Annotated in this window: 15 protein-coding genes; 13 read left to right on the plus strand and 2 right to left on the minus strand. The window is 46.0% G+C overall.

The annotated features are described in order from the left end of the window. The first annotated feature begins 309 nt into the window (after positions 1–309). The 6 genes from phnC to M3629_RS15035 all read left to right on the plus strand — a co-directional run bounded on the left by phnC (position 310) and on the right by M3629_RS15035 (position 11,611). Entirely contained in the window at positions 310–1,107 is a 798-nt protein-coding gene (phnC, locus tag M3629_RS15010; RefSeq protein WP_251507799.1) for a phosphonate ABC transporter ATP-binding protein, read from the plus strand. After that, positions 1,104–1,961 carry a phosphonate ABC transporter, permease protein PhnE gene (gene phnE, locus M3629_RS15015; RefSeq protein ID WP_251507801.1) on the plus strand — a complete coding sequence of 286 codons (858 nt, stop codon included), beginning with the start codon at positions 1,104–1,106 and terminating at the stop codon, positions 1,959–1,961. Before phnC ends, phnE (M3629_RS15015) begins: the two co-directional genes overlap by 4 nt. After that, positions 1,958–2,770 carry a phosphonate ABC transporter, permease protein PhnE gene (gene phnE, locus M3629_RS15020; protein WP_154890680.1) on the plus strand — a complete coding sequence of 271 codons (813 nt, stop codon included), beginning with the start codon at positions 1,958–1,960 and terminating at the stop codon, positions 2,768–2,770. The genes phnE (M3629_RS15015) and phnE (M3629_RS15020) overlap by 4 nt, the downstream gene beginning before the upstream one ends. A gap of 235 nt (positions 2,771–3,005) precedes the next feature. Then, positions 3,006–3,626 (plus strand): hypothetical protein, encoded by a 621-nt coding sequence (locus M3629_RS15025; protein WP_251507802.1) that lies wholly within the window; start codon positions 3,006–3,008, stop codon positions 3,624–3,626. Positions 3,627–4,132: 506 nt separating this feature from the next. Beyond that, positions 4,133–10,777, plus strand: coding sequence for an OmpL47-type beta-barrel domain-containing protein (locus M3629_RS15030; RefSeq protein WP_251508128.1), 6,645 nt, complete (start codon positions 4,133–4,135; stop codon positions 10,775–10,777). A gap of 573 nt (positions 10,778–11,350) precedes the next feature. Then, on the plus strand, positions 11,351–11,611 hold the full coding sequence (locus M3629_RS15035) for a hypothetical protein (RefSeq protein WP_251507805.1): 261 nt from the start codon (positions 11,351–11,353) through the stop codon (positions 11,609–11,611). 681 nt (positions 11,612–12,292) lie between these two features. On the opposite strand, the gene M3629_RS15040 is transcribed toward M3629_RS15035, so the two are convergent. Both M3629_RS15040 and M3629_RS15045 read right to left on the minus strand, forming a co-directional pair. Next, entirely contained in the window at positions 12,293–15,100 is a 2,808-nt protein-coding gene (locus M3629_RS15040) for a chitinase N-terminal domain-containing protein (protein ID WP_435368231.1), read from the minus strand. 220 nt (positions 15,101–15,320) lie between these two features. Continuing rightward, positions 15,321–15,797 carry an RNA polymerase sigma factor gene (locus M3629_RS15045; protein WP_090917672.1) on the minus strand — a complete coding sequence of 159 codons (477 nt, stop codon included), beginning with the start codon at positions 15,795–15,797 and terminating at the stop codon, positions 15,321–15,323. Positions 15,798–16,008: 211 nt separating this feature from the next. On the opposite strand from M3629_RS15045, the gene M3629_RS15050 reads away from it, so the two are divergent. The 7 genes from M3629_RS15050 to M3629_RS15080 all read left to right on the plus strand — a co-directional run bounded on the left by M3629_RS15050 (position 16,009) and on the right by M3629_RS15080 (position 25,816). Next, positions 16,009–16,722, plus strand: coding sequence for a response regulator transcription factor (locus tag M3629_RS15050; protein ID WP_090917674.1), 714 nt, complete (start codon positions 16,009–16,011; stop codon positions 16,720–16,722). Continuing rightward, positions 16,719–18,185, plus strand: coding sequence for a sensor histidine kinase (locus M3629_RS15055; RefSeq protein ID WP_251507807.1), 1,467 nt, complete (start codon positions 16,719–16,721; stop codon positions 18,183–18,185). Before M3629_RS15050 ends, M3629_RS15055 begins: the two co-directional genes overlap by 4 nt. Beyond that, positions 18,182–19,339: a hypothetical protein gene (locus M3629_RS15060; RefSeq protein WP_251507809.1), complete on the plus strand. Its 1,158-nt coding sequence runs from the start codon at positions 18,182–18,184 to the stop codon at positions 19,337–19,339. Before M3629_RS15055 ends, M3629_RS15060 begins: the two co-directional genes overlap by 4 nt. Before the next feature lie 257 nt (positions 19,340–19,596). After that, the gene (locus M3629_RS15065; protein WP_090917679.1) at positions 19,597–20,292 is read left to right on the plus strand and encodes an ABC transporter ATP-binding protein; all 696 of its coding nucleotides are present in this window, start codon (positions 19,597–19,599) and stop codon (positions 20,290–20,292) included. Positions 20,293–20,317: 25 nt separating this feature from the next. Continuing rightward, a complete protein-coding gene (locus M3629_RS15070; RefSeq protein ID WP_251507811.1) occupies positions 20,318–21,688 on the plus strand; it encodes an ABC transporter permease in 1,371 nt (456 codons plus the stop codon). Between the two features lie 91 nt (positions 21,689–21,779). Beyond that, complete coding sequence (locus tag M3629_RS15075; protein ID WP_251507813.1) at positions 21,780–22,856, plus strand: efflux RND transporter periplasmic adaptor subunit; 1,077 nt, start codon at positions 21,780–21,782, stop codon at positions 22,854–22,856. Positions 22,857–23,374: 518 nt separating this feature from the next. Further along, complete coding sequence (locus M3629_RS15080) at positions 23,375–25,816, plus strand: glycoside hydrolase family 6 protein (protein ID WP_251507815.1); 2,442 nt, start codon at positions 23,375–23,377, stop codon at positions 25,814–25,816. Positions 25,817–25,931: the final 115 nt, after the last annotated feature.

A 25,931-nucleotide genomic window follows, 5' to 3' on the forward strand; every position in this document is an offset into this window, starting at 1 on the left:
CAGTGAGCAGGCCAGTTCAGCGTGATTGACGCTGTTCTGGCTTGTGCCGTTATTACAAGTTTCAACTATATAAGCTGAAGTGGAAATTTTTACACAATCCACTCCGATGACAGAATAACCTTCCAATCGCTGTTATCCCCAGATTTTTTTGATTCCCTTTTCGAAAAGGGAAAATCCGGTGATAAAGGCGAACGCTCCGCTTTTTCAGGTTTTTTCTGTCCTCTCCGTTCAAGTGTAAATGAATAGTTCAATTTATATAGAAACAACGGAAACGATATAAATATTATGGATGAAAGAAGGATTAACGCGATGATTGAGCTTCACAACATGACCAAAACGTATGCGAACGGCACGAAAGGCCTCAATAACATAAATTTGAAATTTAAGCAGGGAGAATTCATCGCGGTGGTCGGTTTGTCTGGTGCAGGCAAATCCACTTTGCTGCGGTCGATCAACCGGCTGCATGATATTAGTGAAGGTGAAATTTTGATTAACGGCAGCTCCATTACCAAAGCACAAGGCAAACGCCTGCGTCTGATACGCCGGGATATCGGCATGATCTTCCAGAGCTTCAATCTGGTGAAACGATCCAGCGTATTGCGCAATGTACTGGCTGGTCGGGTGGGGTACCATTCCACACTTCGTACCATTTTGGGTCGTTTTCCGAAAGAGGATGTGGAACTGGCCTTTGATGCATTGGATCGGGTGAATATCTCGGAGAAGGCTTACTCTCGTGCAGATCAGTTGTCTGGTGGACAGCAGCAGCGTGTGGCGATTGCCCGTGTACTCGCTCAGGAAGCAAAAATTATTTTGGCCGATGAACCGGTTGCCTCACTTGATCCGCTGACGACGAAACAGGTCATGGATGACCTGAAACGGATTAATCAGGATCTCGGGATTACCATGATTGTTAATTTGCACTTTATTGATCTGGCGAGAGATTATGCGACACGTATTGTTGGTTTGCGGGCAGGGGAAGTTGTATTTGACGGTCCGGTGGAAGAAGCGACGGATGAGCGTTTTGCTGAAATTTACGGCAGACCGATTCTGGCGGATGAGTTGCTGGACAAGCAAGCTGTGCATGAGCAGGGAGAAGTGCTGGTATGAAAGGACAATCCAACGTTTCACTTGAACATGAAGGGCGCTCAGGTGCAGGCAAGGAACCTGGCTCAAGCCCGAAGCAGATCGTGAATCGCCCCAAACCACCGGGGAAGACCAAACATCTACTGACGTTAGTCATCATCGTGCTGCTCTTGTGGGCGAGCGCAAAGCAGACAGATGCGAGTTTTGCCGAACTCTTCACGGGTTTCCCGGAGATGTGGAAGCTGCTGAAGGAAATGTTTCCGCCGCGCTGGAGTTATTTTGACAATATCGTGCAGGGCATGCTGGAGACGATCCGTATGGCTTTGATCGGAACAACGATTGGTGCCATTCTTGCCATCCCGGTCTCCATCATCTGTGCGGGGAATCTCATGCCGAGCCGCTGGATTTATTATCCGGCACGTTTTCTATTAAATCTGATTCGAACCGTTCCGGACTTGTTGCTGGCTGCGTTGTTCGTTGCTGTATTTGGACTGGGGCCGGTTCCGGGTATTCTCGCACTAGCTGTATTCTCGGTAGGTCTGATCGCCAAGCTCACGTATGAAACGCTGGAGACGATTGACAAAGGGCCGCTTGAAGCGATGACCGCTGTGGGCATGAATCGAATTCAGCTTATTGTGTACGGTGTCGTACCGCAACTGGCAGCCCAGTTCACGTCTTATGTACTGTATGCCTTCGAAATTAACGTACGTGCCGCCGCGATCCTTGGACTCGTTGGAGCGGGTGGTATCGGACTTTATTACGAAGCGACACTTGGATTCCTGGAGTATGACAAGACGAATACCATTATTATTTTCACACTGGCCATCGTTCTGATGATCGACTATGTGAGCACTAAGCTGCGGGAGAAATTGTTATGATGAAAAATGAAGCGAGCCGTATTCGGCCAAGACCCAAACCACGGAAAAATCCGCTGCGCTGGCTTATCATTCTGCTGTTAATTCTGGTCTATGCGTGGGCGCTTGCGGGCGTACCCTTTACCGGATTCAAGGAAACCGCTGGACAGATCATGAAAGCTATTATTGCGGGTATTTTCTCGCCCGACTGGAATTTCGTCTATTTGCCGGAAGGCGAGGATTTGCTGCGCGGACTGCTGGATACTCTGGCGATTTCTGTGTTAGGTACTGTGATCTCCGCTGTGCTCTGTATCCCGTTTGCTTTCTGGTCTGCACGGAATATGAGCGGCCATCGGGCGATCTCGGGCGCGGGTAAAATGATGCTTAGTTTCATCCGTACATTTCCCGAGATTATTATGGCTCTCTTGTTCATTAAGGCCGTAGGTCCCGGATCATTCGCAGGGGTGTTAGCCCTTGGACTTCACTCGATCGGGATGCTGGGTAAACTGTACGCAGATGAGGTTGAAAATATTGACTACGGCCCGTCCGAAGCGTTACTGGCTTCCGGAGCGACCCGGATGCAGCAGCTATGGTTTGCCATCTTGCCGCAGGTTATTCCGGGATTCCTGAACTATACATTGTATCGGTTCGAAATTAATGTTCGTTCTGCCACGATCCTCGGTGTGATCGGTGCGGGCGGGATCGGAACACCGCTGATCTTTGCACTCAGCACACGCAACTGGCCGCGTGTCGGCATTATCCTGCTCGGCATTATCGTGATGATCACGATCATTGACCTGATCTCGGGGTATATTCGGAAGAAGCTGGTGTAGGTAACGGAATGAAGTGGTAGGAAAAAGGACTATCTTTTGCTGGATGATACGGCAGGAGGTAGTCTTTTTTCTGTTGTTTTTAAATCTACAGGCTCTAAATCTAGCTATGTGTTAGTAGTTGCCTAATTTTTCACTTGAAATAATTTGTAAAAATAGTTGTACAATTTGCTTGATTCTCTATTCAATTATTTGTAATTTATTCCGATTTTAATATGAGAAGGAGGTGAATTTCATTTTGAGAATTATTTTACCTATTATCGCATCGATATTGAGTATTGGAGGAGGATGGCTTTTTGCCTATTTAATATTGCTATTAATGCTATCCGGAGACGATGGCCTCATTATCTTTGACGTTCCTCCAGCAAGTCATACTCTCTTGTATCTTGTGTTAACACTTCTCCCCTTTGTTGTCGCGGTGTATGTACTTAACAAGAAGGAGAAGTCAGGAATAATTGGAACCATTATCGTTTCTTTTATAGCATCTGTTGTAATGTATTTTATAGTAGTTCCAAACCAAAGCGCAATTCTCGACTTTTTTAGAACGCCTTCGAAACATGTCCAATCGGAGATTCAAAGTCAAGTTCAAGAAGTTATTGATCGTAACCAACTGCCATTTGTTATAGATCAAAAAGTAAGTGAAAGACAAACCCAGGATGAAGCGATTCGAACGGTTGTCTATATGAATACGAAAACGGAAGGAGATTTACAAAAAAACGAGATTAAGCCACTAGTTAGTATGTCATTTGAGACAGACGTGAGGCTAGTTATTATAGACAAAGCGAATGTCAATCATGTCTCAATTGTAATTGACAAGGGCAAAGAAGTAAGTTGTAGTGATGAATCTTATTGTGAATAAATTAGTAGAGAAGAGAGTGAGCTTATATCGTGAGAGAAACATTTAATCGAAAGTTCGCATTGGTATTTATTCTTGGAGTTATTTTTTATTTTGGTTTATTTAACGGGATTTTTATTGAAAACAAAGCTCATGCTGCAACTAATGTATGGGCTGAGAAGAGCAAAGTCAAGTTTGGTGAGAACATAAGAATCCACTAAAATTTCGATGACAGAGCACATGCAGTGAAAATTAATACTTTTCGTAATGGGAATATGATAGATACACGGTTCAACTTCGATACCTCCATTTCAAATATTTTCAATTATTCCTCGTACAATGAGGAGGGAACGTATAAATTTGAAATTATTCCTCTGGATGTAAGCGGATATAGTGAACAAGTTAGTGTAAAGGTATATAAGCATAGAGTTATTTTTATTCCAGGGATCATGGGTTCAGAATTGTATTTAGGAACTACGAAAGTTTGGATTCCTGAAGGAGAGCCGTGGACTAAAATTTCAAAATTACAGATGAATAATCAGGGAGATTCTTTGAATGTACTTAAAGTCGGAGCACCAGAAGAAGAGTTTTATAAAACAATACATGATTATTTAAACAAGAACTTTTTTGTTATTGATTTTGGATATGACTGGCGTTTGGGGGCTAACAAAAATGCTGAGCTTTTAAAAGATAAAGTGACTGCTGCAAAGGCATCTTCTCCAGATAGTAAAATTTATCTCGTGGCCCATAGTATGGGAGGGATTATTGCTACAGAGTATATTAATGGGGGCAACGGAAGAAACATTGATAAACTTGTAACAATAGGCACCCCTTACTTAGGTGCCCCAAAGGCTGCATACATATTTGAGACTGGAGATGCAACGAATAGTTGGAAGGATTTGGTAGTTAATGGGTCAATTAAAAAAATAATGCCTAATATACAGTCTGCCTATGAATTGTTACCTTCTAAAAAGTATTTTTCATTAAATAGTACGCAATATCTTTCAAAAATGACCTATTCAAAAAAACCGATAGGTAGATCATCAAATTTTGAAACTGTTAAGTTTCCTAACTATGAATCTACAAAGAGCTTCTTGAGTTCAAGAGATTGGTCCAATGATACAATGATAACTAGAGCTCAAAACTTTCATGACAGCCTTAATATTATCAACAATTTAAATTCAGTGGACTCTTATTACATAGTCGGAGATAGGATACCAACATTAGGTGCGATGACATTGTATGATGATAATATTGAGCACTCGATTAGGGATATGAAGTCAATACAAGGGGATGGTACGGTCCCTGTCATTAGTGCTAGTGTAGGTAAAAATCTAGTTGCCAGCAAAACGTATTATATTAAGGAAGAACACACTAAGCTTCCAGGGAACGTAAATGTTCAAAAACAAGTTGAAAATATACTTTTGGGTAATCCAAGTCAACTTGCTCCTAACATCCGCAAAACCAACGAGTCTGGTAAAACATTGAAACTCAAAATTGAATCACCTGTTGATTTGAACGTGTACGACAATTCGGGGAATCATTTGGGATACAGTGCGACAGGAGAGTTTGAAGAAAATATTCCGTTTGCGAGTTTTTATACCGATGGAGAGACAAAAATTGCTCTTTTGAATGATGGGGATTATAACGTAAAACTACAGGGAACGGGTTACGGGGACATGATTTACTCTCTGGTCTGGTCCAACGAACAAGATGAAGAAGTCAGAACAGTTAGATTTGATGAAATTGCTGTGACTCCTAACACTATTTTTACTTCTGGGACCAATGCAAACGGTCAGATCGAACTTAGAATTGATGAGAATGGTGATGGCAATATCGACAGTACCATTACTCCTTCAGTTGATTTGGATGCCGCAGGCACTCAAGATGAAATCAAACCAACGATTAGCTCAGCCATGCTAGGTGTAAAAGGTGTGAATGAATGGTATGGAAAAGATGCTGCATATAAATTAACAGGTAAAGATGATGAATCAGGACTTTACAAGGTATTTTATAGCTTAGATGATTCTGATTTTAAAGAATATACCGATCCTATTCAATTGCCTGAAACAGGTATTTATAAATTTAAATCTTTTGCGAGAGACAAAAATAGGAACGACTCTGATGTACTTGAGGAAACGATTAAAGTAGACACAACTAATCCTACCAATCCGAAGATGGTTGTAGAGCCTTTGAAATGGACGAACAAGTTTGTCAGTGTAACACTGTCCGATGCGGAGGATAAAGATAGCGGATTCCAAACATATCAATACAAAATTGGTGAGGATAGCGAATGGATTAATTACAAAGAACCTGTAATCATCAGTAACGAAGGATTGCACAAAGTGTTCGCTAGAACGCTAGATAATGTATTCAATACAAGTGAAGTAGTCTCTGGAGAGGCAAAGGTAGACAAAACTCCTCCTTCAAAGCCAACAGGTTTTAAAACGGTAGTGAGAGATATTAATCAATTAAAAATTAGTTGGGAGAGTTCTACTGATAACGTAGAGGTAGTAGGATACGATGTATATTTAAATTCCACCTATATCACTAATGTTAAAGATTCCGAATACACATTTACTAATTTAACAAAGGGGACCTCTTATTCTATAAAAGTAGTCGCCCGAGATGAAGCAGAAAACTCATCAGAAGAGGGACTGTATTATGAAAGTACTCCATCTAATCTTATAAGTACCAAAACTAACCATACTATCAGAATGAAATCGGATGGAAGCGTATGGAGCTGGGGAAATAACGCAAACGGACAACTCGGCGATGGAACCACAACCAACAAAACGACCGCAGTGCAGGTGGAGGGATTAAGTGACATTCTAGCCGTTGCGGCTGGAGAAGCCCACAGCTTGGCATTGAAACGGGATGGAACCGTGTGGGCTTGGGGAAGTAACTCGAGTGGACAACTGGGTACAGGAGATACGAAGACTTCTCTTGTACCAGTTCAAATTCCGGGGTTAGAAGGTATCATTGGAATTGCATCTAGTTGGGAAGCGAGTTATGCCTTAAAACAAGATGGGACGGTATGGTCGTGGGGAGTCAATAACACGGGACAATTAGGAGATGGCACATCCAATCGACGGCTTTCACCAGTGCAAGTCACAGGTATCAACGGGGTCAGTGCATTGGCGGCTGGAAGAGGTTTTGCTTTGGCTCTTAAAAGTGATGGCACCGTGTGGGGCTGGGGAGACGCCAGTTCGAATCAGCTAGGAAACAAAGGACAAGTACGAACGGTCTGGAAAGCAGAAATGATAACGGGGCTAAATAATATTAAGAGTATTGAAGCCAGCCAGAGTGCTGGATTTGCGTTAACGCAAAATGGAGATCTCTATCGTTGGGGATCGTCTTGGGATAGTACATTTACACCGATTAAATGGCAAGTTGGAGTGAAGGCGGTGTCTGGAGGCAGTGCTACCATTCAAGTCGTGAAAAATGACGGAAGCTTGTGGGTACTGGGGGCAAATGCGTATGGGGAACTTGGTCTTGGACATACGCAATCCACAACTTCGCTGATGCAGAACAGGAATATGAGTAATGTGGTCGCAACAGCTGGAGGAGTAAGTTCGGCATTTGCAATCAAATCTGACGGAAGTGTGTGGTCCTTTGGATATAACGACAAAGGCCAGCTGGGAGACGGGACGGTCACGAACCGGATGGTACCGGTTAAAGTGTTGGATAACGTGGCTCCGCAAATCAAGTTAGGTTACCCGACTGGAAGTCAAGGAACACCACAGGTAGCCAACATTAGTCATCCGTCCGTTATGTGGACCCAAACGGATGCAGAACTGACGGTATTTGCCGCGTATCAAGTGCAAATTCTGAATGAAGCTGGTCAGATCATCGTGGATACCGATGTAATCAACCGGGCGGTGACTGCGTCTATGAATTCGTGGACGGTGGATCAAGAGTTGCCTGTGGGTGTACCGCTGAAAGTCCAGGTGCGAGTAAAAGATGAAAGCGCGTGGTCCAATTGGTCCGAAGCAGGATGGATGACCATTGGAGAAGAGGGACATACGGGCACGACCGAAGCCCAGATGTCAACAAGCACTTCCCATAGTGTACTCGTGAAACCGGATGGAAGCGTATGGAGCTGGGGGAATAACGCGAACGGACAACTCGGCGATGGAACCACAACCAACAAAACGACCGCCGTGCAGGTAGAGGGGCTCAATGATATCTTAACCGTGGCGGCGGGAGACACATACAGCTTGGCGCTGAAACGGGATGGCACCGTGTGGTCGTGGGGAGGTAATGTGAATGGGGAACTAGGTACCGGAGATATGAAGGCTTCTCTTGTACCGGTTCAAATTCCGGGGTTAAAAGGGGTTGTAGGGATTGCGTCCGGCTGGGATGCAAGCTATGCACTAAAACGAGATGGAACCGTGTGGTCATGGGGAGCTAACAACTTTGGACAATTGGGTGATCGTACATTCAATCGACGACTGGTTCCTGGGCAAGTCCCAGATATCAACGGGGTCAGTGCATTGTCAGCCGGAAGCGGCTTTGCACTGGCACTTAAAAGTGACGGCACCGTATGGGGCTGGGGAGATGCCAGTTCGAATCAGTTGGGAAACAAGGGGCAAGTCCGAACGGTCTGGAAAGCCGAAATGGTTGCGGGTCTAAGTAACATTAAGAGTATCGAGGCAGGCCGTAGTGCTGGGTTGGGGTTAACAGCAAATGGAGATCTCTATCGTTGGGGATCGGCAGGATTGGAAAATGTACCTACACCGACCAAATGGCAAGTTGGAGTGAAGGCGATGTCTGGGGGCAGTGGTACCATTCAAGTTGTGAAAACTGACGGAAGTTTGTGGGTGATGGGCCACAATGCGTATGGCGAACTCGGTCTTGGACATACACAAGCCATCACTTCGCTGATACAGAACAGGAATATGAGCAATGTAGTAGCCACAGCTGGGGGGTTCAATGCAACGTTTGCCATGAAGTCCGACGGAAGTATATGGTCCTCTGGACAAAATGACAAAGGGCAGTTGGGAGACGGAACGATCACGAGCCGCATAGTACCGGTTAAAGTGCTGGATAACATGGCTCCACAAATCAAGTTAGGTTACCCGACTGGAAGTCAAGGAACACCACAGGTAGCCAACATTAGTCATCCGTCCGTTATGTGGACCCAAACGGATGCAGAACTGACGGTATTTGCCGCGTATCAAGTGCAAATTCTGAATGAAGCTGGTCAGATCATCGTGGATACCGATGTAATCAACCGGGCGGTGACTGCGTCTATGAATTCGTGGACGGTGGATCAAGAGTTGCCTGTGGGTGTACCGCTGAAAGTCCAGGTGCGAGTAAAAGATGAAAGCGCGTGGTCCAATTGGTCCGAAGCAGGATGGATGACCATTGGAGAAGAGGGACATACGGGCACGACCGAAGCCCAGATGTCAACAAGCACTTCCCATAGTGTACTCGTGAAACCGGATGGAAGCGTATGGAGCTGGGGGAATAACGCGAACGGACAACTCGGCGATGGAACCACAACCAACAAAACGACCGCCGTGCAGGTAGAGGGGCTCAATGATATCTTAACCGTGGCGGCGGGAGACACATACAGCTTGGCGCTGAAACGGGATGGCACCGTGTGGTCGTGGGGAGGTAATGTGAATGGGGAACTAGGTACCGGAGATATGAAGGCTTCTCTTGTACCGGTTCAAATTCCGGGGTTAAAAGGGGTTGTAGGGATTGCGTCCGGCTGGGATGCAAGCTATGCACTAAAACGAGATGGAACCGTGTGGTCATGGGGAGCTAACAACTTTGGACAATTGGGTGATCGTACATTCAATCGACGACTGGTTCCTGGGCAAGTCCCAGATATCAACGGGGTCAGTGCATTGTCAGCCGGAAGCGGCTTTGCACTGGCACTTAAAAGTGACGGCACCGTATGGGGCTGGGGAGACGCCAGTTCGAATCAGTTGGGAAACAAGGGGCAAGTCCGAACGGTCTGGAAAGCTGAAATGGTTGCGGGTCTAAGTAACATTAAGAGTATCGAGGCAGGCCGTAGTGCTGGGTTGGGGTTAACAGCAAATGGAGATCTCTATCGTTGGGGATCGGCAGGATTGGAAAATGTACCTACACCGACCAAATGGCAAGTTGGAGTGAAGGCGATGTCTGGGGGCAGTGGTACCATTCAAGTTGTGAAAACTGACGGAAGTTTATGGGTGCTGGGTAGCAATTCGTACGGCGAGCTTGGTCTTGGACATACACAAGCGATGAATTCGCTGATACAAAACAGGAGTATGAGCGATGTCGTGTCCACGGCTGGAGGATTCTATGCAACGTTTGCTATAAAGTCTGATGGAAGTGTATGGTCTTTTGGACGAAATGATATTGGGCAGCTGGGAGACGGGACGGTCACGAACCGGATGGTACCGGTTAAAGTGCTTGGTCTGGATAAACCAACTCTACGCAGTATGAAGTTTACACCATCTTACTTTACTGTTGATCTAGGTGAAGATCAGAATAATGAAAATAATTTTGAAGAGGGAGATGTTACCGTTACGCTATCTGTATATGGATTAGATGGAATTAAGGATGAATCTTTTACAGAAACCAAAATGCTTAAAATCACAAATTACAGTGATGAATTACAAGAGATAGATAGAGACAGCGGTCAGTCACTTTTACAAGACATTAACTTCATTGATGGAGTTGCTACGTTTTCTCTAACTTTGGATGCGGAAGGGCTTCAAGAATACGAATTTGAGTTAGAAGGATTTGAGGATACAAAAAAAGTAACTTTAAATGTTGAATCTAAAAATGAAAAAGCGGAAAAAGTCTTAACGTTTGTTTCTTTGCCATCTGATGAAGCTATCAGTGGAGCGTCTTTTAGTACTCAACCAGTCCTCAGAATTTTAAATCGTAACGGAGAACCAGTACCAGACGCTGTAATTACAGCGGAGATTGCTGGTGAAGTTAGAGGCTCACTGATTGGTGCGGTCCAGATCGTTTCAGATGCAGAGGGTTACATTAGATTTGAAGATCTGGGAGCTGTCATTGAAGAGTCTGAGGGAGAAATAGTCGTTAACTTTAAGGTAGCTAACAGTAATTACTTTATTTCTAGTCCAATGATCAAAATTAATAGTCCTGCTGAACCTAGTGGTATGGATTCAATCAGTTCAAAACTTACCAAATTTAATAAGCTTAAATAGTGACGTAAGTTTTGATTTTATAAGGAATTAAATGATGCAAGAAAACAAAGAGCAGTAGACTAATGTTTTTTTATAGTCTCTGCTCTTTGTACTTTAATCCTATTACCGCTTATATCATTCATTTATCCGTATAAGATACCGATGCTCTAATTAAAGGGGGCGTGGGTTATTATACGGATTATTTTGTTGATTCTAACGAGCGTTCTGAGTATTGCTGGAGGACTCGTATTATACTGAACATGGCGCTAACGCTGTTCCCATTTGTTGTTGTGGTGTATTTCCTTAAGCGAAAAAAAGAATATGTGTTGATTTAAATGATCGTGTAGCTGTTTATCGCATCCTAGATATTTGGTTTTATGTGGTTCATTAATTCTTAGAAATTAGATATATTGGTAAAATTAGAATGTTGTCTGTGTTACAATTGCAGTAGTGGCAAGATGAATAGATCGTGTCGGTGTTGCCTGATGAATATAGCAGCTGACAAGTTGGAACGTACATAATGATGTTGGATGTGGCTCGAAACGTTAACTTTTAACGTTAAAGTTGGCCTTTTTGCAAGGAGGTAACTATGCTATGGAAAAATTTTATTTGATATGGATCGTGTTTATGGTGCTTATATTGCTGTACCGAATGATCTTTCAGAAGTTTAAAAAGCATAACAGGGAAAATATCGGACTCAGTGCAATTCTTATTATTTTTATGGGTAGCGGCGCTTCATTTACGCAGATGAACCTTATTTTTGTCATTGGGTTCCTGGCCTTTGCGGCTTATTGTGCGGTGTGGAACAGTATTCTTTATGTAAGGGACGGTTATGAGAAACCTCGACTGAGATGAGCTGATTTACGTTATGTGTAGGGAAAGTGTAGAGATATGTGTACATGTAGGTGAGTTAACTCTTATGGATTGAGGGGGCAAGGTCCTGTTGAACCTAGCTTGAATCGCTAACGATCACCAGAAGCCTTATTTAGCCTAAAAAGTCTGCATTAAAATTCTAACGATCCGCACAGACGCTATTTGTTGCAAATTGCCCGATTTATCCCTCAAAATATTGAAAAATAGCCAAATAGCGTCGCTGGTGATCGTTAGAATTTTAAATGTGGAAAAAGGGGGCAAATAAGCTCTCTCAGGATCGTTAGCGCTGAGGGAGTAGAGGTTCAACGGTTTAATGGTACGCCAGAAATGAAAACACAATGCAACCATAATAAAACCACAATAGAACATTCCAAAAACTACAAAGATCTAAAAATGACCTAAAAAAGACTACAAAAAAACCGAAATCACCGCAGCTTCTTTCTTGGCCGTTGGGTTGGTTTCGGTTTTTCGTTATGGTTTACGTTGCTACTTTCATTACTACATTCGTTTCTATCGGTGGTTACTATATTCGGTTTGATCTACGTTATGCCTAAGTTTCTGTTCATTTTCGGTGTGTTTACTTCTACTTATATTGCTACTTCGGTTCGGCACTTGCGCCTACTCTATTCCTGCATCTACATCTAATCCTAATCTTAATTTATACTAGCTCGCCAATGGCAAAGCAGCTTTGCTGACTTGTACCGTGACGGTTTCCGTACTGGTCACACCTGCGGCATTCACAAGCTCGGCACGATACGTATACGTTCCGTTCGCACGACCGCTCAGGTCGGTTTTCGCCGTTTGAGCAGATGGTGTAGCAGCGTTCAATACTTGCGTATCGATCAGTACGTCATTTTCATAAAGACGATACTCGGTTGCGTTGGTACCCCACCAGAGGTTCATCGTTACGGTGTAGTTGCCATCGCCGTCCCAGTTGTTTTGAGACAACACGGCTTTAGCTGGAGCCGCGTTCGCAATTTGAACCGTTAACTCATCGCTGCGAGTAGCACCTTTGTCGTTGATCAGCTTGGCAACATACGTATAGGTTCCGTTCGCTTTGTCTTTAATCGCCGTTTTAGCAAACTGTGAAGAAGGGGAAGTTGCTGTTAACTTTTGCGTATCCACAAGGACACCGTTCTCATACAGCTTGTACTCGGTGGCATTTTCACCCCACCACAGATTCATGCTAACGTTGAATGAACCATCAGACAGCCCGGTGGTATGTCCGTTATCGGAAGAAAGCACCGGTTTACCCGGCGCTCCTTCGGCTGGAGTAGAAGGGTTTTCGCCTCCACCTTGTTCTTCCGAAGCTACAACGTCATCCAAGCTTCTTGGTTTCAATTGATAGACATCTTTGAAAATGGCAGACACACCTGTGATATCAATCTTGTCACCAGCAACATAAGGGAAAGTCGTTTCACTCACACCGGTACGCGTATCCACACGCACATGTGTGCTTGTCCCGTCCGCAGCTACCGCATCAAATTCAAATGAACCGGCTGGTGTAGCGCTGATGATGTTCTGAACTGTTACATTTTTCAATTGAACGAGTTGACCTTGATTCGCATCATTTATGGCTGTAACCAGCGCTGGAGCTGGAACAGAAGCGGTTCCAGTTTTCTCAATCGCAACCACATCGGTTAATTCGAACTCGCTGTTGTAGATCGTTGTGGGTGCAGTCACTTTCACTTTGTCACCTACATCGAATCCGCTCGTGTGCTGGAACACGTAGATTCCCGCTGTATCATCCTGAAGATAGAAGGCTTGTCCGCCAAAAGAACCCGGTTTCGTTGTGATAACACCTTCAACGGTAACTGTAGTGCCAACCGCTTTGGTGCGTGCTTCGGCTACGCTAATGGTTGCTGGAATTGGACCTTGTTCTTCAGGCAGTGGCTCTGCAGGTACGTTAGCAATGCTTACCGCACTAGTAATCAGGTTGCTACCGTTCAGACGAAGACGCAAGCTGGCATTACCATTCGTGCCTGGCTTGATGCGTACATTCAGATCTTTGATCCCGCGTCCTTTGCTGTCCGACGTTACGCTAAACGCCGAGCTGTATCCGTACGAAGTTGGCCATGTTCCGCTGTCATTCTGGATCATAGCTACCTGTGTTCCACCTGTCAGATAAATACCGGCACTGTAACCGGAAACGGTAGTGTTGGGAGCCATATTTTCTACAACCACACGAATCTGGAAGTCTTCGGCATTCGGCAATGTATCTTGCTTCACGAAGCTGTACGCTGCGTTAGCACTGGATGCAGGGCCGCCATAAGAGCCTGGCTTGAACGTTGAACGATCATACCACTTGTATCCGGCCGCAGGCGCAGCCCAAGGTTCAGCTTGCGGTTCAGTGGAAGCCGCTGGCTCCTCGAATGGTAACAGCGCTGTAGCTGTATCCAATGTAAGGCCGTTTACTTCGGACAGCTTAGTATAGTTTTCTTGTGTCGCCAGCCAGTTTACCGTATTCACGAGTAATACAGCATCATCGACTTCTTTGAAGCCGTCATATGTTGTTTTGCGTGTGCCTGTTTCTTCGCGCAAATATTTCGGGGATGCATCTTCCACCGGGGAAGAGTCACCGATGAAGGCCGCTTTACCTGCACCCAGTTTGGATACAGCCACATATGGACCTTCTTCGATACCGCCACCGTTATATACACCTTGGTCAACGGCGTTATTCCATTTGGCATTCGTTTTTGGCAAGTACACAATACCTTTGGCTTTCTCCGGGTCTGTGATCGCCAGCGTGGAGCCTGCGTGCATCGCTACAGCAGATACGCCTTCGGTAATGCCGAATGCTTGATTCGCAGGTACGATGATATTGGCATTAATATCCCCGAGTGCGTTATACCGGAAACGTACGCCGAAGTTATCGGACAACCAGTCCGTGCTGGTTACATCTTGCATGGCTGCTGAATTGCGCTCATCTGTGCTCATGCCTTTGGTTGGGTCTTCGTATGCACCGCGGCGATAGCCGTTAATGACTTCAGAACCATCCCAGCGATTTTTGTTACGGTCGGCATTGTAGTGATCTCCAATGAAGAAGATGCTACCGCCGGATTCAACATATTGTTTCAATGCCGCTTGTTCAGACGTTTTGAAAGGAATTTGAGGTTCTGCAATGACAAATACGTTGTATTCTTTCAGATCATCATAGGTAAAAGGTGTCGTTTTGCGCAGTTCTTTTACATAATAACCGTCGTTCGCCAGAGCATTACCGAAATCCGAGAAGCCACCGTCAATAACCCAATCGGCTGCTCCGGCAGTCTGACCGTGCGAATTGTCGAACAGCACTTTCTTACCAGCGTTCTGGTTAACGACCTTGGCTTGAATGAATGGTGCCGGGTCTGTCGGTCCTTCCGCATGAACCGAAGCATCTCCGTTCCATAATCCGATCTGAAGTGGCAAAGCCATGGATAATGCCAGGAGTGATTTTAACCAAACTCCCCGCAAACGTTTCATTTTACCCAACCAAATCCCTCCCAAATATTAGTTGATTCATGAGTTCGTCCATATTCTACCACATGAAAATCTCACATAGTCATAACAAATTGTAAAAATTAGATCGAACTTTGTAAAATTAGGTATTTCGGCATATGAATAGGTCATTTGGATTATTGGTTGTTACAAGAATGGAAATAATAATGTGGTGGATAACGGAGTAGGGGAACACAACGTAAAAAAGCCATCTCTACGAGATGACTTTGGCACGAATACGATTGACGGCGTGGAAAACGGAAGATTTGATCATGCCTTCACTGCGGTTCACCATCTGGGCTGTTTCTTTAATGGAATACCCATGGATCAGGCGCAGCTCCAAAATTTTGCGATGTTCGGTATTGTGGATATGGGAGACGATTTCGTTAACTCCTTCATTAATCTCCATCTGAGGAGTATCAACATGGTGCGCAGGGGTTTCCAGCCGGCTGTCTCGGCGTAAGGTCCGGGTACGTCTGCGAAAGCTGTCCATAGCCAGGTTACGGGCGATGCGTTTAAGATAGTAGAGAATTCGGTCTTCAGGAATATGGACAGTGACGTTCATGAGACGGATAAAACAATCCTGCGCCAAGTCTTCCGCATCCTGCGGCTGTTTGACGATTTGGGATAGATACCTGGTGATTTCTGATTTATAGTTAATGTAAGCATCATTAATCTGTGTGTGGTTCATAAGATGTGAATCCCCCTTGGATATGGATCAAACCTTGGTTCCGGTCCGTTTGGCGTTCTGTTAATGCCAGTATAGCGGGAGGTTGTTTCCAAAAGGTTCAGAGTTGTATCGGAGTTGTAACATTTCTTGATTTCCTCTGTTCAAGCAGTCGGCTTGGGATACAGAATATAGACAGATGAAATTCATAGAGCAGGGAGATTACGAATGTATTATGAGACCAAAAGAGATATTAATCATCGAAGATGAAGAGTCCATTCGCGATATATTGTCCTATTCGCTTCGCAAGGAAGGGTTCGAGATCAAGGAGGCGGCTTCGGGCAGGGAAGGATTGAATTTGCTGCGGGAGTCGAGGCCCGATCTGATTCTACTTGACCTGATGTTGCCCGATATGAGCGGCTTCGATGTGTGCAGACAGTTGTCTGTGAATTCCAAAATCCCGGTAATCATGATTACGGCAAAGTCCGATATGCTGGATAAGGTGCTTGGTATGGAACTGGGGGCCGACGATTACATTACAAAGCCTTTTGATATCCGCGAAGTGGTTGCCCGCATCCGGGCTATTTTCCGCCGGATCGATCTCATCAGCGAAACGCTGGAGAACCAGTCTTACGAAGTCGTTAGGTTAGGCAAACATATCGAGATTCGTAAGGATGAGCGCGAGGTGTGGAAGGACGGGGAACGAGCAGGGCTCACCAACAAGGAGTATGATCTGCTACTCTTCCTCGTGAACCACCACCGCAAAGTACATACACGTTCAGAGCTGCTGGACAAAGTGTGGGGATTTGATTTTGCAGGAGATACGCGTACCGTGGACATCCATGTGCAGCGCATTCGCAAAAAGCTGGACAGCGGTGATCAAGGCATATCGATGATTGAAACGGTATTTGGCGTAGGGTACAAGCTGAATATTCAGGTGCAGACATGAAATGGACGATTCAGTTCAAGATGGTTGTGCTGTTCTCGGTGATCGTTTTTATAGGTTTCTCGGCACTGCTTATTCTGTCCAACAAGGTCGCTCAAGAGAATATGTATCGTGAAGTGCGAGAGGATATGGTGCAATCCAAAAAAAATCTGGATATCGCCCTGAATCAGTACTTTCTCATCCATAACAAACGGATCAGCAAAGATTCGCTGGAAGCAGGCAGCCGGGAGTTGGAAGAGCAGATTGGCTCTGCTGTGGGTGGGAAAATTACCCTCTATCGTCCCGATGCCTCTATGTATGGCTCCAGCACCAGTGAAGGGAAACTGGTCAAACATACAGAGATAGAGGATTTGAGAGAAGCGATGCAATCTCGCATTGCCTATACGACAAAGGTGGATCAAGGACGGGTTGTCGCAAGCCTTTCTTTTCCGATTCAGAGTGACCAGCAACTTGTCGGCATTGTGCAGCTCGAAAAGGATTATACGGATCTTTACCGGCGCAATATGCGCTTTCAGGATACAATTAAGCTGTTCGCAGCGACGATATTTGTGTTCGTTTTCATTGCTTCGATTTTTATTTCCCGGAAAATTACACAGCCGATTCGTGTGCTGACGAAACGTTCTGCTGAAGTGGCCCAAGGTAGCCTGAATGCGGATATTCAGATTGCCACGAAGGATGAGATTGGGGAACTGGCGGCGAGCTTCACGGTCATGATTGACCGGGTAAGAGAGCAGATCGATGTGATTGAGCGAGAACGGGACGAAGTGAAACAAGTACAGGCACGAAGCAAAGTTTTTTTTGACAATGTGACACATGAATTAAAAACACCGCTGACGACTATTCTGGGCTATGCGCAGATTTTGCGGGATAATGGATTCACCGACCCGGATTTCTTCGACAAGGGCATGAATTATATCATCAAGGAAAGCCGTCGTCTGAATACGATGGTTGCGGATATTTTGGAAGTGTCCGTGTCTTCGGCAGTGATTGAGAACTACCGTTTTGCACGGGTTGACGTCTCGGAAGTTATTCGGGAAGCGTGTGAGGACATGTCGATCAAGGCAGGCAAATACAATATCGGCATTCATTACGAACTTGAAGAAGAGCTATATGTACGGGGGGATCGGGACAAGCTGAAAGAGGTATTCCTGAACGTACTGGATAACTCCGTCAAGTATAGTGATGTGAATTCGATCATTGAAGTGCAGTCCTCGCGTGAAGAACAGTCTACTGTAATTATGATTCGAGATCAGGGAGAAGGCATTGGTGCAGAAGCCCTGAATCATGTGTTTGAACCCTTTTACCAGGATAAGGGCATGAACCGTGTCGAAAAAGGCAGCGCCGGCCTGGGGCTGTCGATTGTGAAAAACATTGTGGAGCGTCATGGAGGAACAGTGGAGATGAAAAGCATCATGCGGGAAGGGACGCAAGTCCATATCCGCCTGCCGGGGGATCGAAACACATGAAATATACCGGCTTTTGGCGTAAACATCGCGATAAGCTGATGCTGTCCGGGCTACTCATTGCCTTTGTCGGGGGGATATTCGGGATTGGCAGTCTGTTCAGCATGAGTCACCTTAAACCACGTACTGTGATATTGCCTGGTGAGCAATTCAACAGTCGTCTCGCGCCCCCATCGAGCAGTACAATCCAAATCGAGTCAGCGACTAAAATTCCGAATGATTTTGTTATTTATGATTTTGATATGGGGGATCGGAATACGATTGTTGTTAACAGTACCGAACGTTCGTATACAGGACTGCGGCTGCTCAAGTTACATCTGGATGATAACCAGGTGAAAGAGATCAGTGGCAACACGGATTTTGGCGTTGTACTGAGCCCGGATCGAACCAAGCTGATGTATGCTCAGTATCGTTCGGGACAAGCCCAACGCACGGCTTTTATATACGATATGAAAAGTGGTGAACGAACCAAACTAGGCAAGGAACATTCCTATTTCAGGGAGTTTCTCAGTAACGACACATCCATCAGTCATGATGATCGTGGTTTCATTCAGACCAATCTGAGAACGGGCAAAGAAGAGATCCTGTTTTCCGATGAGGTCATGATGAAGAAAGTCGGAGTAGAGACACATGAGGATAAGTCGGGCAAGAATTACATCGTTATTGACAGTTTTGAGATTAGTCAGGATATGAAGCAGGCTTATGTTCTGGTCATGCACAAGGATGATTTTGCCGTCTATCGTGTGTCGCTGGAGAAAAATCCGGACGTGTCCTTATACCTGAGATCGAAGGATATCCAGCAATACCATCTGTTGAAAAATGGGGATATGATCTTTCAGGGTGAAGTGAATCAGGTGCAGGGACTATATCGATATCAGGTGGAAAAAAATAAGCTGAACTTGCTGGCCAAGGGCACATTCTGGAATTTTGATCTGAGCGCGGACGAATCCCGAATTGCTTATCTGAATACATTGGAAAATCAGAAAAATGAGCTTCATATTGCCTTCCTCAATGATCAGAACTTGTCCTCTGATACGGTGATCTACCGGAATATCAACAATTTTATCAAGCTGAAATGGTTTGAGGAAGAACTGTTCATGGCAAGCAGCACCGCCAGCAAGAGTGAGTTGTATCGTTTTAGCTTTAAGGCATGGTAGGTTTATGACAGGAGCACTACCCGGCGAGAGGTCGATTCATGTAGAGAATTTGCTGCCACAGCCTTAGTTTTATTCAGACATTAGAAATAACATATATCCCTGCGGGCAAGTATTGTACGCTCTGCCGCAGGGCTTTTTGTGTTGACATGTTACAAGTTGGATACAACTGCGTCCTGCCCCGATACATCTGCGCACTATAATAAAGTGAGATACACAGAAATACATAATCAGGAAATGGAAAGGAAGACAAGCCACGAATGCTTCAAGTTGAACAGGTATCCCATGCCTTCCGCAATGCACAGGGCGATGTTCCCGTGCTGCAAGATATTAATCTGACGATTCAAGAGGGGCAGATGGTTGCGCTGCTGGGTAGTTCAGGTTCAGGGAAGTCCACACTGCTGAATCTGATGGCTGGTTTGATGAAGCCAACACAAGGCAAGATTTGGATCGCAGGACAGGATATTGTGCGTTTCAGTGAGAATCGTCTGGCGGAGTTTCGGCGTAGTCACATTGGATTTATATTTCAATCCTACGAGCTGTTGTCCAATCTGACGATCCGGGAAAATGTAGAGTTGCCTCTGGTATTTATGGGAATAAGACCATCCAAACGTAAAGAAAAGGCGCTTCGCCTACTAGAACAAGTGGGGCTCGGCGATAAGACGAATCTCTTTCCGTCGCAGTTATCAGGTGGTCAGCAGCAACGGGTCAGTATCGCCCGCTCGCTCATCACGGAGCCTTCGGTCATCTTTGCAGATGAACCGACGGGTAATCTGGATACAGAGACCGAGGAAGAGATTCTTTCCATTTTGCAGCAACTGAACAGAGAGATGAAAACAACCTTTGTCATTGTGACACACGAAGCCGAGGTGGCTGAACAGATGCAGGTTGTACTGACGTTACAGCAGGGGAGATTGGTCGAACAGCAACAGGTTGCCCAGTTGCAGCATGTATGAGAGTTCATGTAAAAGGAGAGGAACAGTGAGAATACGGGACATAGTGCGCATGGCCTGGGGACAGATCATTCGGCGCAAAGTGGTCACATTACTCTGTATGATCGGTCTGTCAATCGGTTCGGCAGCGATGATTATTGCACTGAGTGTGGGGCAGTCGGTACAGACATACAGCGAGAAAACGTTGAATGATAACTACAAGATGGACGAGATTACGATCAGCCCGAACGAGGGAATCAAAACGGGAAATGGAAGCGGCGGAGGCACGAAGAGTAACTTTGAACGCGGCGCGCTGACGATGGAGAAAGTTCGGATTATTCAGCGCCTTCCTCACGTTGTCGCTGTGGCTCCTATGCTGAAACTGGATGCGCTCGATATGGTGCTTCCGGATGGGCGCAGCTCCTACGTGGAAGTGATTGGAACCGAGATGCAGACGTTGAGCGGGTTCGGATACAAATATACACAGGGCAGCGGAACTGGAAATGGCCGAGTTGCAATTGTGAATTATGGAGCGACCTACGGCTTTATTGATTCCAAAGTGACTCAGAAGCTGTTTGAGCAGTTGAATTCCGATCCCTATAACAATGATCTTTTGCAACAGTACAACGAGATGATGATGAAGCAGGATCAACTGATGCAGCAACGTATACAATTTCGGTATGAGGATTTTACGAATGGCAGAAAGACCAAGATGAGTGGAACGATACGTGTATCGGGTGAACTAGCCAAACCGTCCAATATGGATGATATGAGTGCTCAGAATGACAAAAAAGTATATGTTCCGCTGGATACAGCACGTGCTCTGCAGGATGAGCTGGGATTGCAACAAACGGACAGCCCGGCACTCAAACGTCTCAATTCCGCATTGGTGAAGGTAGATAACAAGCGGCATGTGGCTCAGGTGGAAGAGCAGATCAAAAAGCTGACGTTAAACACGCAAAGTAATCTATTTCAGGAAGAGGCCATGGCAGGGCAGCTTGCGATGTACCAGAAAGCAGCCATCGGTATTGGCGGTTTTATTATGGTGCTGGCTTCACTGTCCATTATTGTGGCAATGATCATGTCCACGCATCAGCGGCGTAAGCAGATCGGGGTTATGAAGGTGCTTGGCGCCAACCTGTGGCAGATCCGTCAGATGTTTATTGCGGAGGCAGCCATGCTGGGATTCATTGGCGGTGTGGCTGGGGTGGGAATTGCCTTTGCCGCGCTCGGCGGGGTGAACCAGCTACTCGCAAATCAGATGGCAGATCAGGCGGGCGGACCGATGACAGTAATCATTCAGCAATCGGCATTGCCGCTGGGGATTGTTTTTGCCGTACTTGTCGGTGTGGTATCGGGTATCTATCCGGCCATCAGTGCATCGCGAACCAATGCGCTAAGTGTGATTAAATCGATGTGATGGATCTACGGAAAGGCTAACGTGCAGGGCTGAACGTGGAACATTTGAAGATATGAACAGAATTAAACTTTTCAGTGGAAGGGAACTAAGCATGAAGAAATGGATCAGCATCATCACTACGATTGTACTTATGGCAGGTGCAGGGTATTGGGTATATGAGAAATACAAACCCCAGCCGGAAGCGCCCGTTGAGACTCCTCCGCCTATCACTTTTGATGTGACACAGGAGACGATGACACAGACCATACAAGTGAAAGGGAAATCGGTCTATACCGAGCAGACGGACGTGTTTGCACCGTATGCTTCCAACATTAAACAGTGGCATGTCAAGAACGGGGAACAAGTGAAAAAAGGGGATGTTTTGTTCACGCTCGATACGTCGGCATTACAGACAGAAGTCAGTCAGATGCAGAGTGACCTGGACAAAGCACGGTTAGATGTGGAGATGAATCAGATCAGCATCGACCAGGCCGGCATGACCGAAACATTAGGTGTGACGGAAGAGGAACGTAAAAAAGCATTCGCGGACCGGGAGAGCAAACGTCTGGCGAACGAGCTTAGCCAAAAGGCTTTGGTTCTCAAAGAACAGGAAATCCGCAAGAAGCAGGATGTTATGAGCAAGGCAGTGGTGCATGCCGCGACCACAGGGATCTTTCAGTTGAATGAGCAGGATAACAAAACACGGGCCGTTACGGAAGGGCAGTTAATCGGCTCAATCACGAACACGGGCAGAATGAAATTCAATACTATTGTTGGTGAGGAAGAGATGTTCAAGCTGAAGGAGGGCATGCCGGTACAGGTGCGCATGAGTGCGCAGAAGGATCTGAAATTTACCGGAAAAGTAAGCAAGGTATCCAAATTTGCCCGGAAAAGCACGGATACCGATCTGAAGCAGGCCTCTCAGTTTGATGTTGTCATTGATCTGAAGCCGGATGCTCGCATGTATGGAGGTGTCAGTCTGGAAGGAGACATTGAAACGATGCGCAAGGACAAGGTGACTGCCGTATCGAGTCTCGCCATTATGCGTGATCAGCCTGAACCTTACGTGTTACTGGATAAAGGGAACGGACAGACGGAGCAGCAAGCGGTTAAGACAGGCATGGAATCCGGAGATAAAACCGAGGTTGTTAGTGGTTTGAAGCCAGGGGATGTTGTTGTTATTCCATAGGGGGATGTGAAGGTTCATTGCGGTCTTGTGCCGTAATGAGCCTTTATTTGTTGCGACAGAGAGGAGCAAATTCCTTCTTTTTATGTGGAAAAAAATATAATTTAATTTATATAATTCAATTTACAGTAATATTTACATGTCGTATAATCACACTATAAGGAGGTGAAAAAGGAGTCATACGCGAGATCACATTTTTTTCAAGTTTTAATGGAAAGCGCTTACGCAAGGTTAGTTGCATTCAACGTTCTCTTCACACTTCAATTCCAAGATGATGATTTAACTACTCCACCACGGTTTACTCTCAAGATTCAACCCCCACACAAGCTCACACACAGCAATTCTACTGAAAACACCCGACGTTTATTTTTATTTGCTCTTTGACTTCAGCCCTTTTAATGATGGAGGTGACCGAAACACCACACATTTTTTCATGCACTTTGTGCCATGCATCCTGCTTCTACACAGAGGAACAGCAGACATGAGTCGAGACCAATCTTATCTAAGGGAAAGGTGGAACTATGAAGAAAACATTGAAAACCAAATCAAGAGGCCGGAAGCTGCTGCGTAAAGGTGTAAAACAAATGATGGCAGCTGCGCTGCTTGCAGCAGGGATTTTCCCTGGCATGTCTCCAGGTGTGACACAGGCAGCGGAGGCGCATGTGAACAATCCGTTTGTGGGCGCCACGGCTTATCTCAATGAGGACTACTCTGCACTTGTGGACACCTCTATTGCAATTACCAGTGATGCTTCGCTGAAAGCGAAGATGGAAACGGTGAAATCTTACCCTACTGCGGTATGGATTGACCGTATTGCAGCCATCTATGGCGGGGCCGAGAATGCTGGCCGCAAGAGCGTGGAAGAGCATCTGGATGCGGTTCTCGCTCAGAAGAAGCCAGGCGTACCTATTACGGCTTCCTTTGTCATCTATAACTTGCCGGGTCGGGACTGCCATGCCCTCGCTTCTAACGGGGAGCTTCCTTTAACCCAGGCAGCATTGCAAACGTATAAAACGGATTACATTGACGTGATTGCAGATATTTTTGCTGATCCTAAATATCAAGACATCCGCATTATCGCTGTTATTGAGCCAGATAGTTTGCCTAACCTGGTAACCAATCTGAGCACACCAGCTTGTGGTCAAGCGGCTTCAACGGGGATTTATGAAGCTGGGATTAAATATACGCTCGACAAGCTCCATGCGATTCCAAACGTATACAACTATCTCGATATCGGTCACTCCGGCTGGCTCGGATGGGATAACAACCGTTCCGGAGCAGTCGCGCTCTATACCGATGTAGTAGGGGACACGCTTGGTGGACTGAGCAGTGCAGATGGATTCATTACGAATACTGCCAATACCACACCACTGTCCGAACCAAACCTGACCAACCCGGATCTCAACATCGGTGGACAACCGATTCGTTCAGCGAAGTTCTATGAATGGAATCCGTACTTTGACGAAACCGATTTCACAGCGAAGTTGTATGCCGATTTCGTACAAGCAGGATGGCCAGCGAGCACAGGTTTCCTCATTGATACCAGCCGTAACGGATGGGGCGGGGTGAATCGTCCAGCTACAGCTACAGGAAGCAATATCAATGACTATGTAAATTCAGGTCGTGTGGATCGCCGTGAGCACCGGGGGAACTGGTGTAATGCAAGCGGAGCAGGTATCGGAGAAGCACCGAAGGCAGCTCCGGGACCAGCGCATCTGGATGCCTATGTATGGGTGAAACCGCCAGGTGAATCCGATGGCTCTAGTTCCGAAATTCCGAACAATGAGGGTAAAGGCTTCGACCGGATGTGTGATCCAACGTATACCACGAAAGATGGAGTGCTGACTGGTGCATTGCCTAACGCGCCGGTATCAGGTCACTGGTTCCATGATCAGTTTGTACAACTGGTGAAGAACTCCTTCCCTGTACTCTCTGAGAATGGTGGGGGCAACCCTCCAGGTGGAAACACAGCACCGGCAGCTCCTGCCACGGTAACAGCTACGGCTGGTAATGCTCAAGTAACGTTGACATGGGCGGCATCAACAGGTGCGACCAGTTATACGGTAAAACGTGCGCTGACGGCATCCGGTCCATTTGCAACGGTTGCTGCCAATGTCAGTGGAACAACTTACACCAACACGGGCTTGACGAATGGGACAACGTACTATTATGTCGTGACAGCGAGTAATGCGGCAGGCGAGAGTGTGAACTCTGCATCGGCTATGGCAACACCGGCAGCCGTTGCAACGGCTCCGGCGGCACCAACAGCGTTGACAGCAACAGCTGGCAATGCACAGGTGAGCCTGTCATGGACAGCTTCGGCAGGTGCGACAAGCTATAACGTGAAACGTGCACTGACGGCATCTGGTCCGTTCACGACGATTGCATCGAATGTAACTGCGACGTCGTATATTAACACTTCGCTGACCAATGGCACAACTTACTATTATGTGGTGAGTGCGGTGAATGCAGCTGGGCAAAGTGCTAATTCTACGGTAGCGTCCGCGACACCAGCAGGTGTGGTTGTACCGACTAGCAATCTGGTGGTGCAATATCGTGCAGGGGATACCAATGCAACGGATAATCAGATCAGACCGTTGTTCAACATCAAAAACCTGGGCAGTACTGCCGTAAATCTGAGCGATCTGAAACTTCGTTATTATTTCACCAAAGAAGGTTCGGCAGCAATGGATTCTGCCATTGACTGGGCTGTAGTTGGCGCAGCCAACATCGACCGTACCTTTGGAGATGGATATGTTGAGCTGAGCTTCAAGTCCGGCGCAGGAAGCATTGCTGCGGGCGGGCAATCCGGAGATATTCAGCTTCGCATGTTCAAAACGGACTGGTCCAACTTTGACGAGAGCGATGACTATTCCTATGATCCAACCAAAACATCCTATCAGGATTGGGACAAAGTTACGCTCTATCAAGGGGGCAGCCTTGTATGGGGAATTGAGCCTTAAAGTTCATATATTTGATGATTTAGTGCTAAGGCACGTGTGAGTGTACGCACAACTTATCAAAACAGAGCTGTTTTCTGGTCATTCATTGACCGGGGGCAGCTCTGTTTTTGTCTAA

The sequence above is a fragment of the Paenibacillus polysaccharolyticus genome (assembly GCF_023714295.1).
Lineage (GTDB): Bacteria > Bacillota > Bacilli > Paenibacillales > Paenibacillaceae > Paenibacillus > Paenibacillus polysaccharolyticus_A.

Excerpts from the sequence above, each read along its gene's own strand:
- M3629_RS15035 (WP_251507805.1), top strand. The coding sequence starts at position 11,351 with ATGGAAAAATTTTATTTGATATGGATCGTGTTTATGGTGCTTATATTG.
- M3629_RS15065 (WP_090917679.1), top strand. The coding sequence starts at position 19,597 with ATGCTTCAAGTTGAACAGGTATCCCATGCCTTCCGCAATGCACAGGGC.
- phnE (WP_154890680.1), top strand. The coding sequence starts at position 1,958 with ATGATGAAAAATGAAGCGAGCCGTATTCGGCCAAGACCCAAACCACGG.
- M3629_RS15080 (WP_251507815.1), top strand. The coding sequence starts at position 23,375 with ATGAAGAAAACATTGAAAACCAAATCAAGAGGCCGGAAGCTGCTGCGT.
- M3629_RS15060 (WP_251507809.1), top strand. The coding sequence starts at position 18,182 with ATGAAATATACCGGCTTTTGGCGTAAACATCGCGATAAGCTGATGCTG.
- M3629_RS15045 (WP_090917672.1), bottom strand. The coding sequence starts at position 15,797 with ATGAACCACACACAGATTAATGATGCTTACATTAACTATAAATCAGAA.
- M3629_RS15050 (WP_090917674.1), top strand. The coding sequence starts at position 16,009 with ATGAGACCAAAAGAGATATTAATCATCGAAGATGAAGAGTCCATTCGC.
- phnC (WP_251507799.1), top strand. The coding sequence starts at position 310 with ATGATTGAGCTTCACAACATGACCAAAACGTATGCGAACGGCACGAAA.
- phnE (WP_251507801.1), top strand. The coding sequence starts at position 1,104 with ATGAAAGGACAATCCAACGTTTCACTTGAACATGAAGGGCGCTCAGGT.
- M3629_RS15055 (WP_251507807.1), top strand. The coding sequence starts at position 16,719 with ATGAAATGGACGATTCAGTTCAAGATGGTTGTGCTGTTCTCGGTGATC.
- M3629_RS15075 (WP_251507813.1), top strand. The coding sequence starts at position 21,780 with ATGAAGAAATGGATCAGCATCATCACTACGATTGTACTTATGGCAGGT.
- M3629_RS15030 (WP_251508128.1), top strand. The coding sequence starts at position 4,133 with ATGAATAATCAGGGAGATTCTTTGAATGTACTTAAAGTCGGAGCACCA.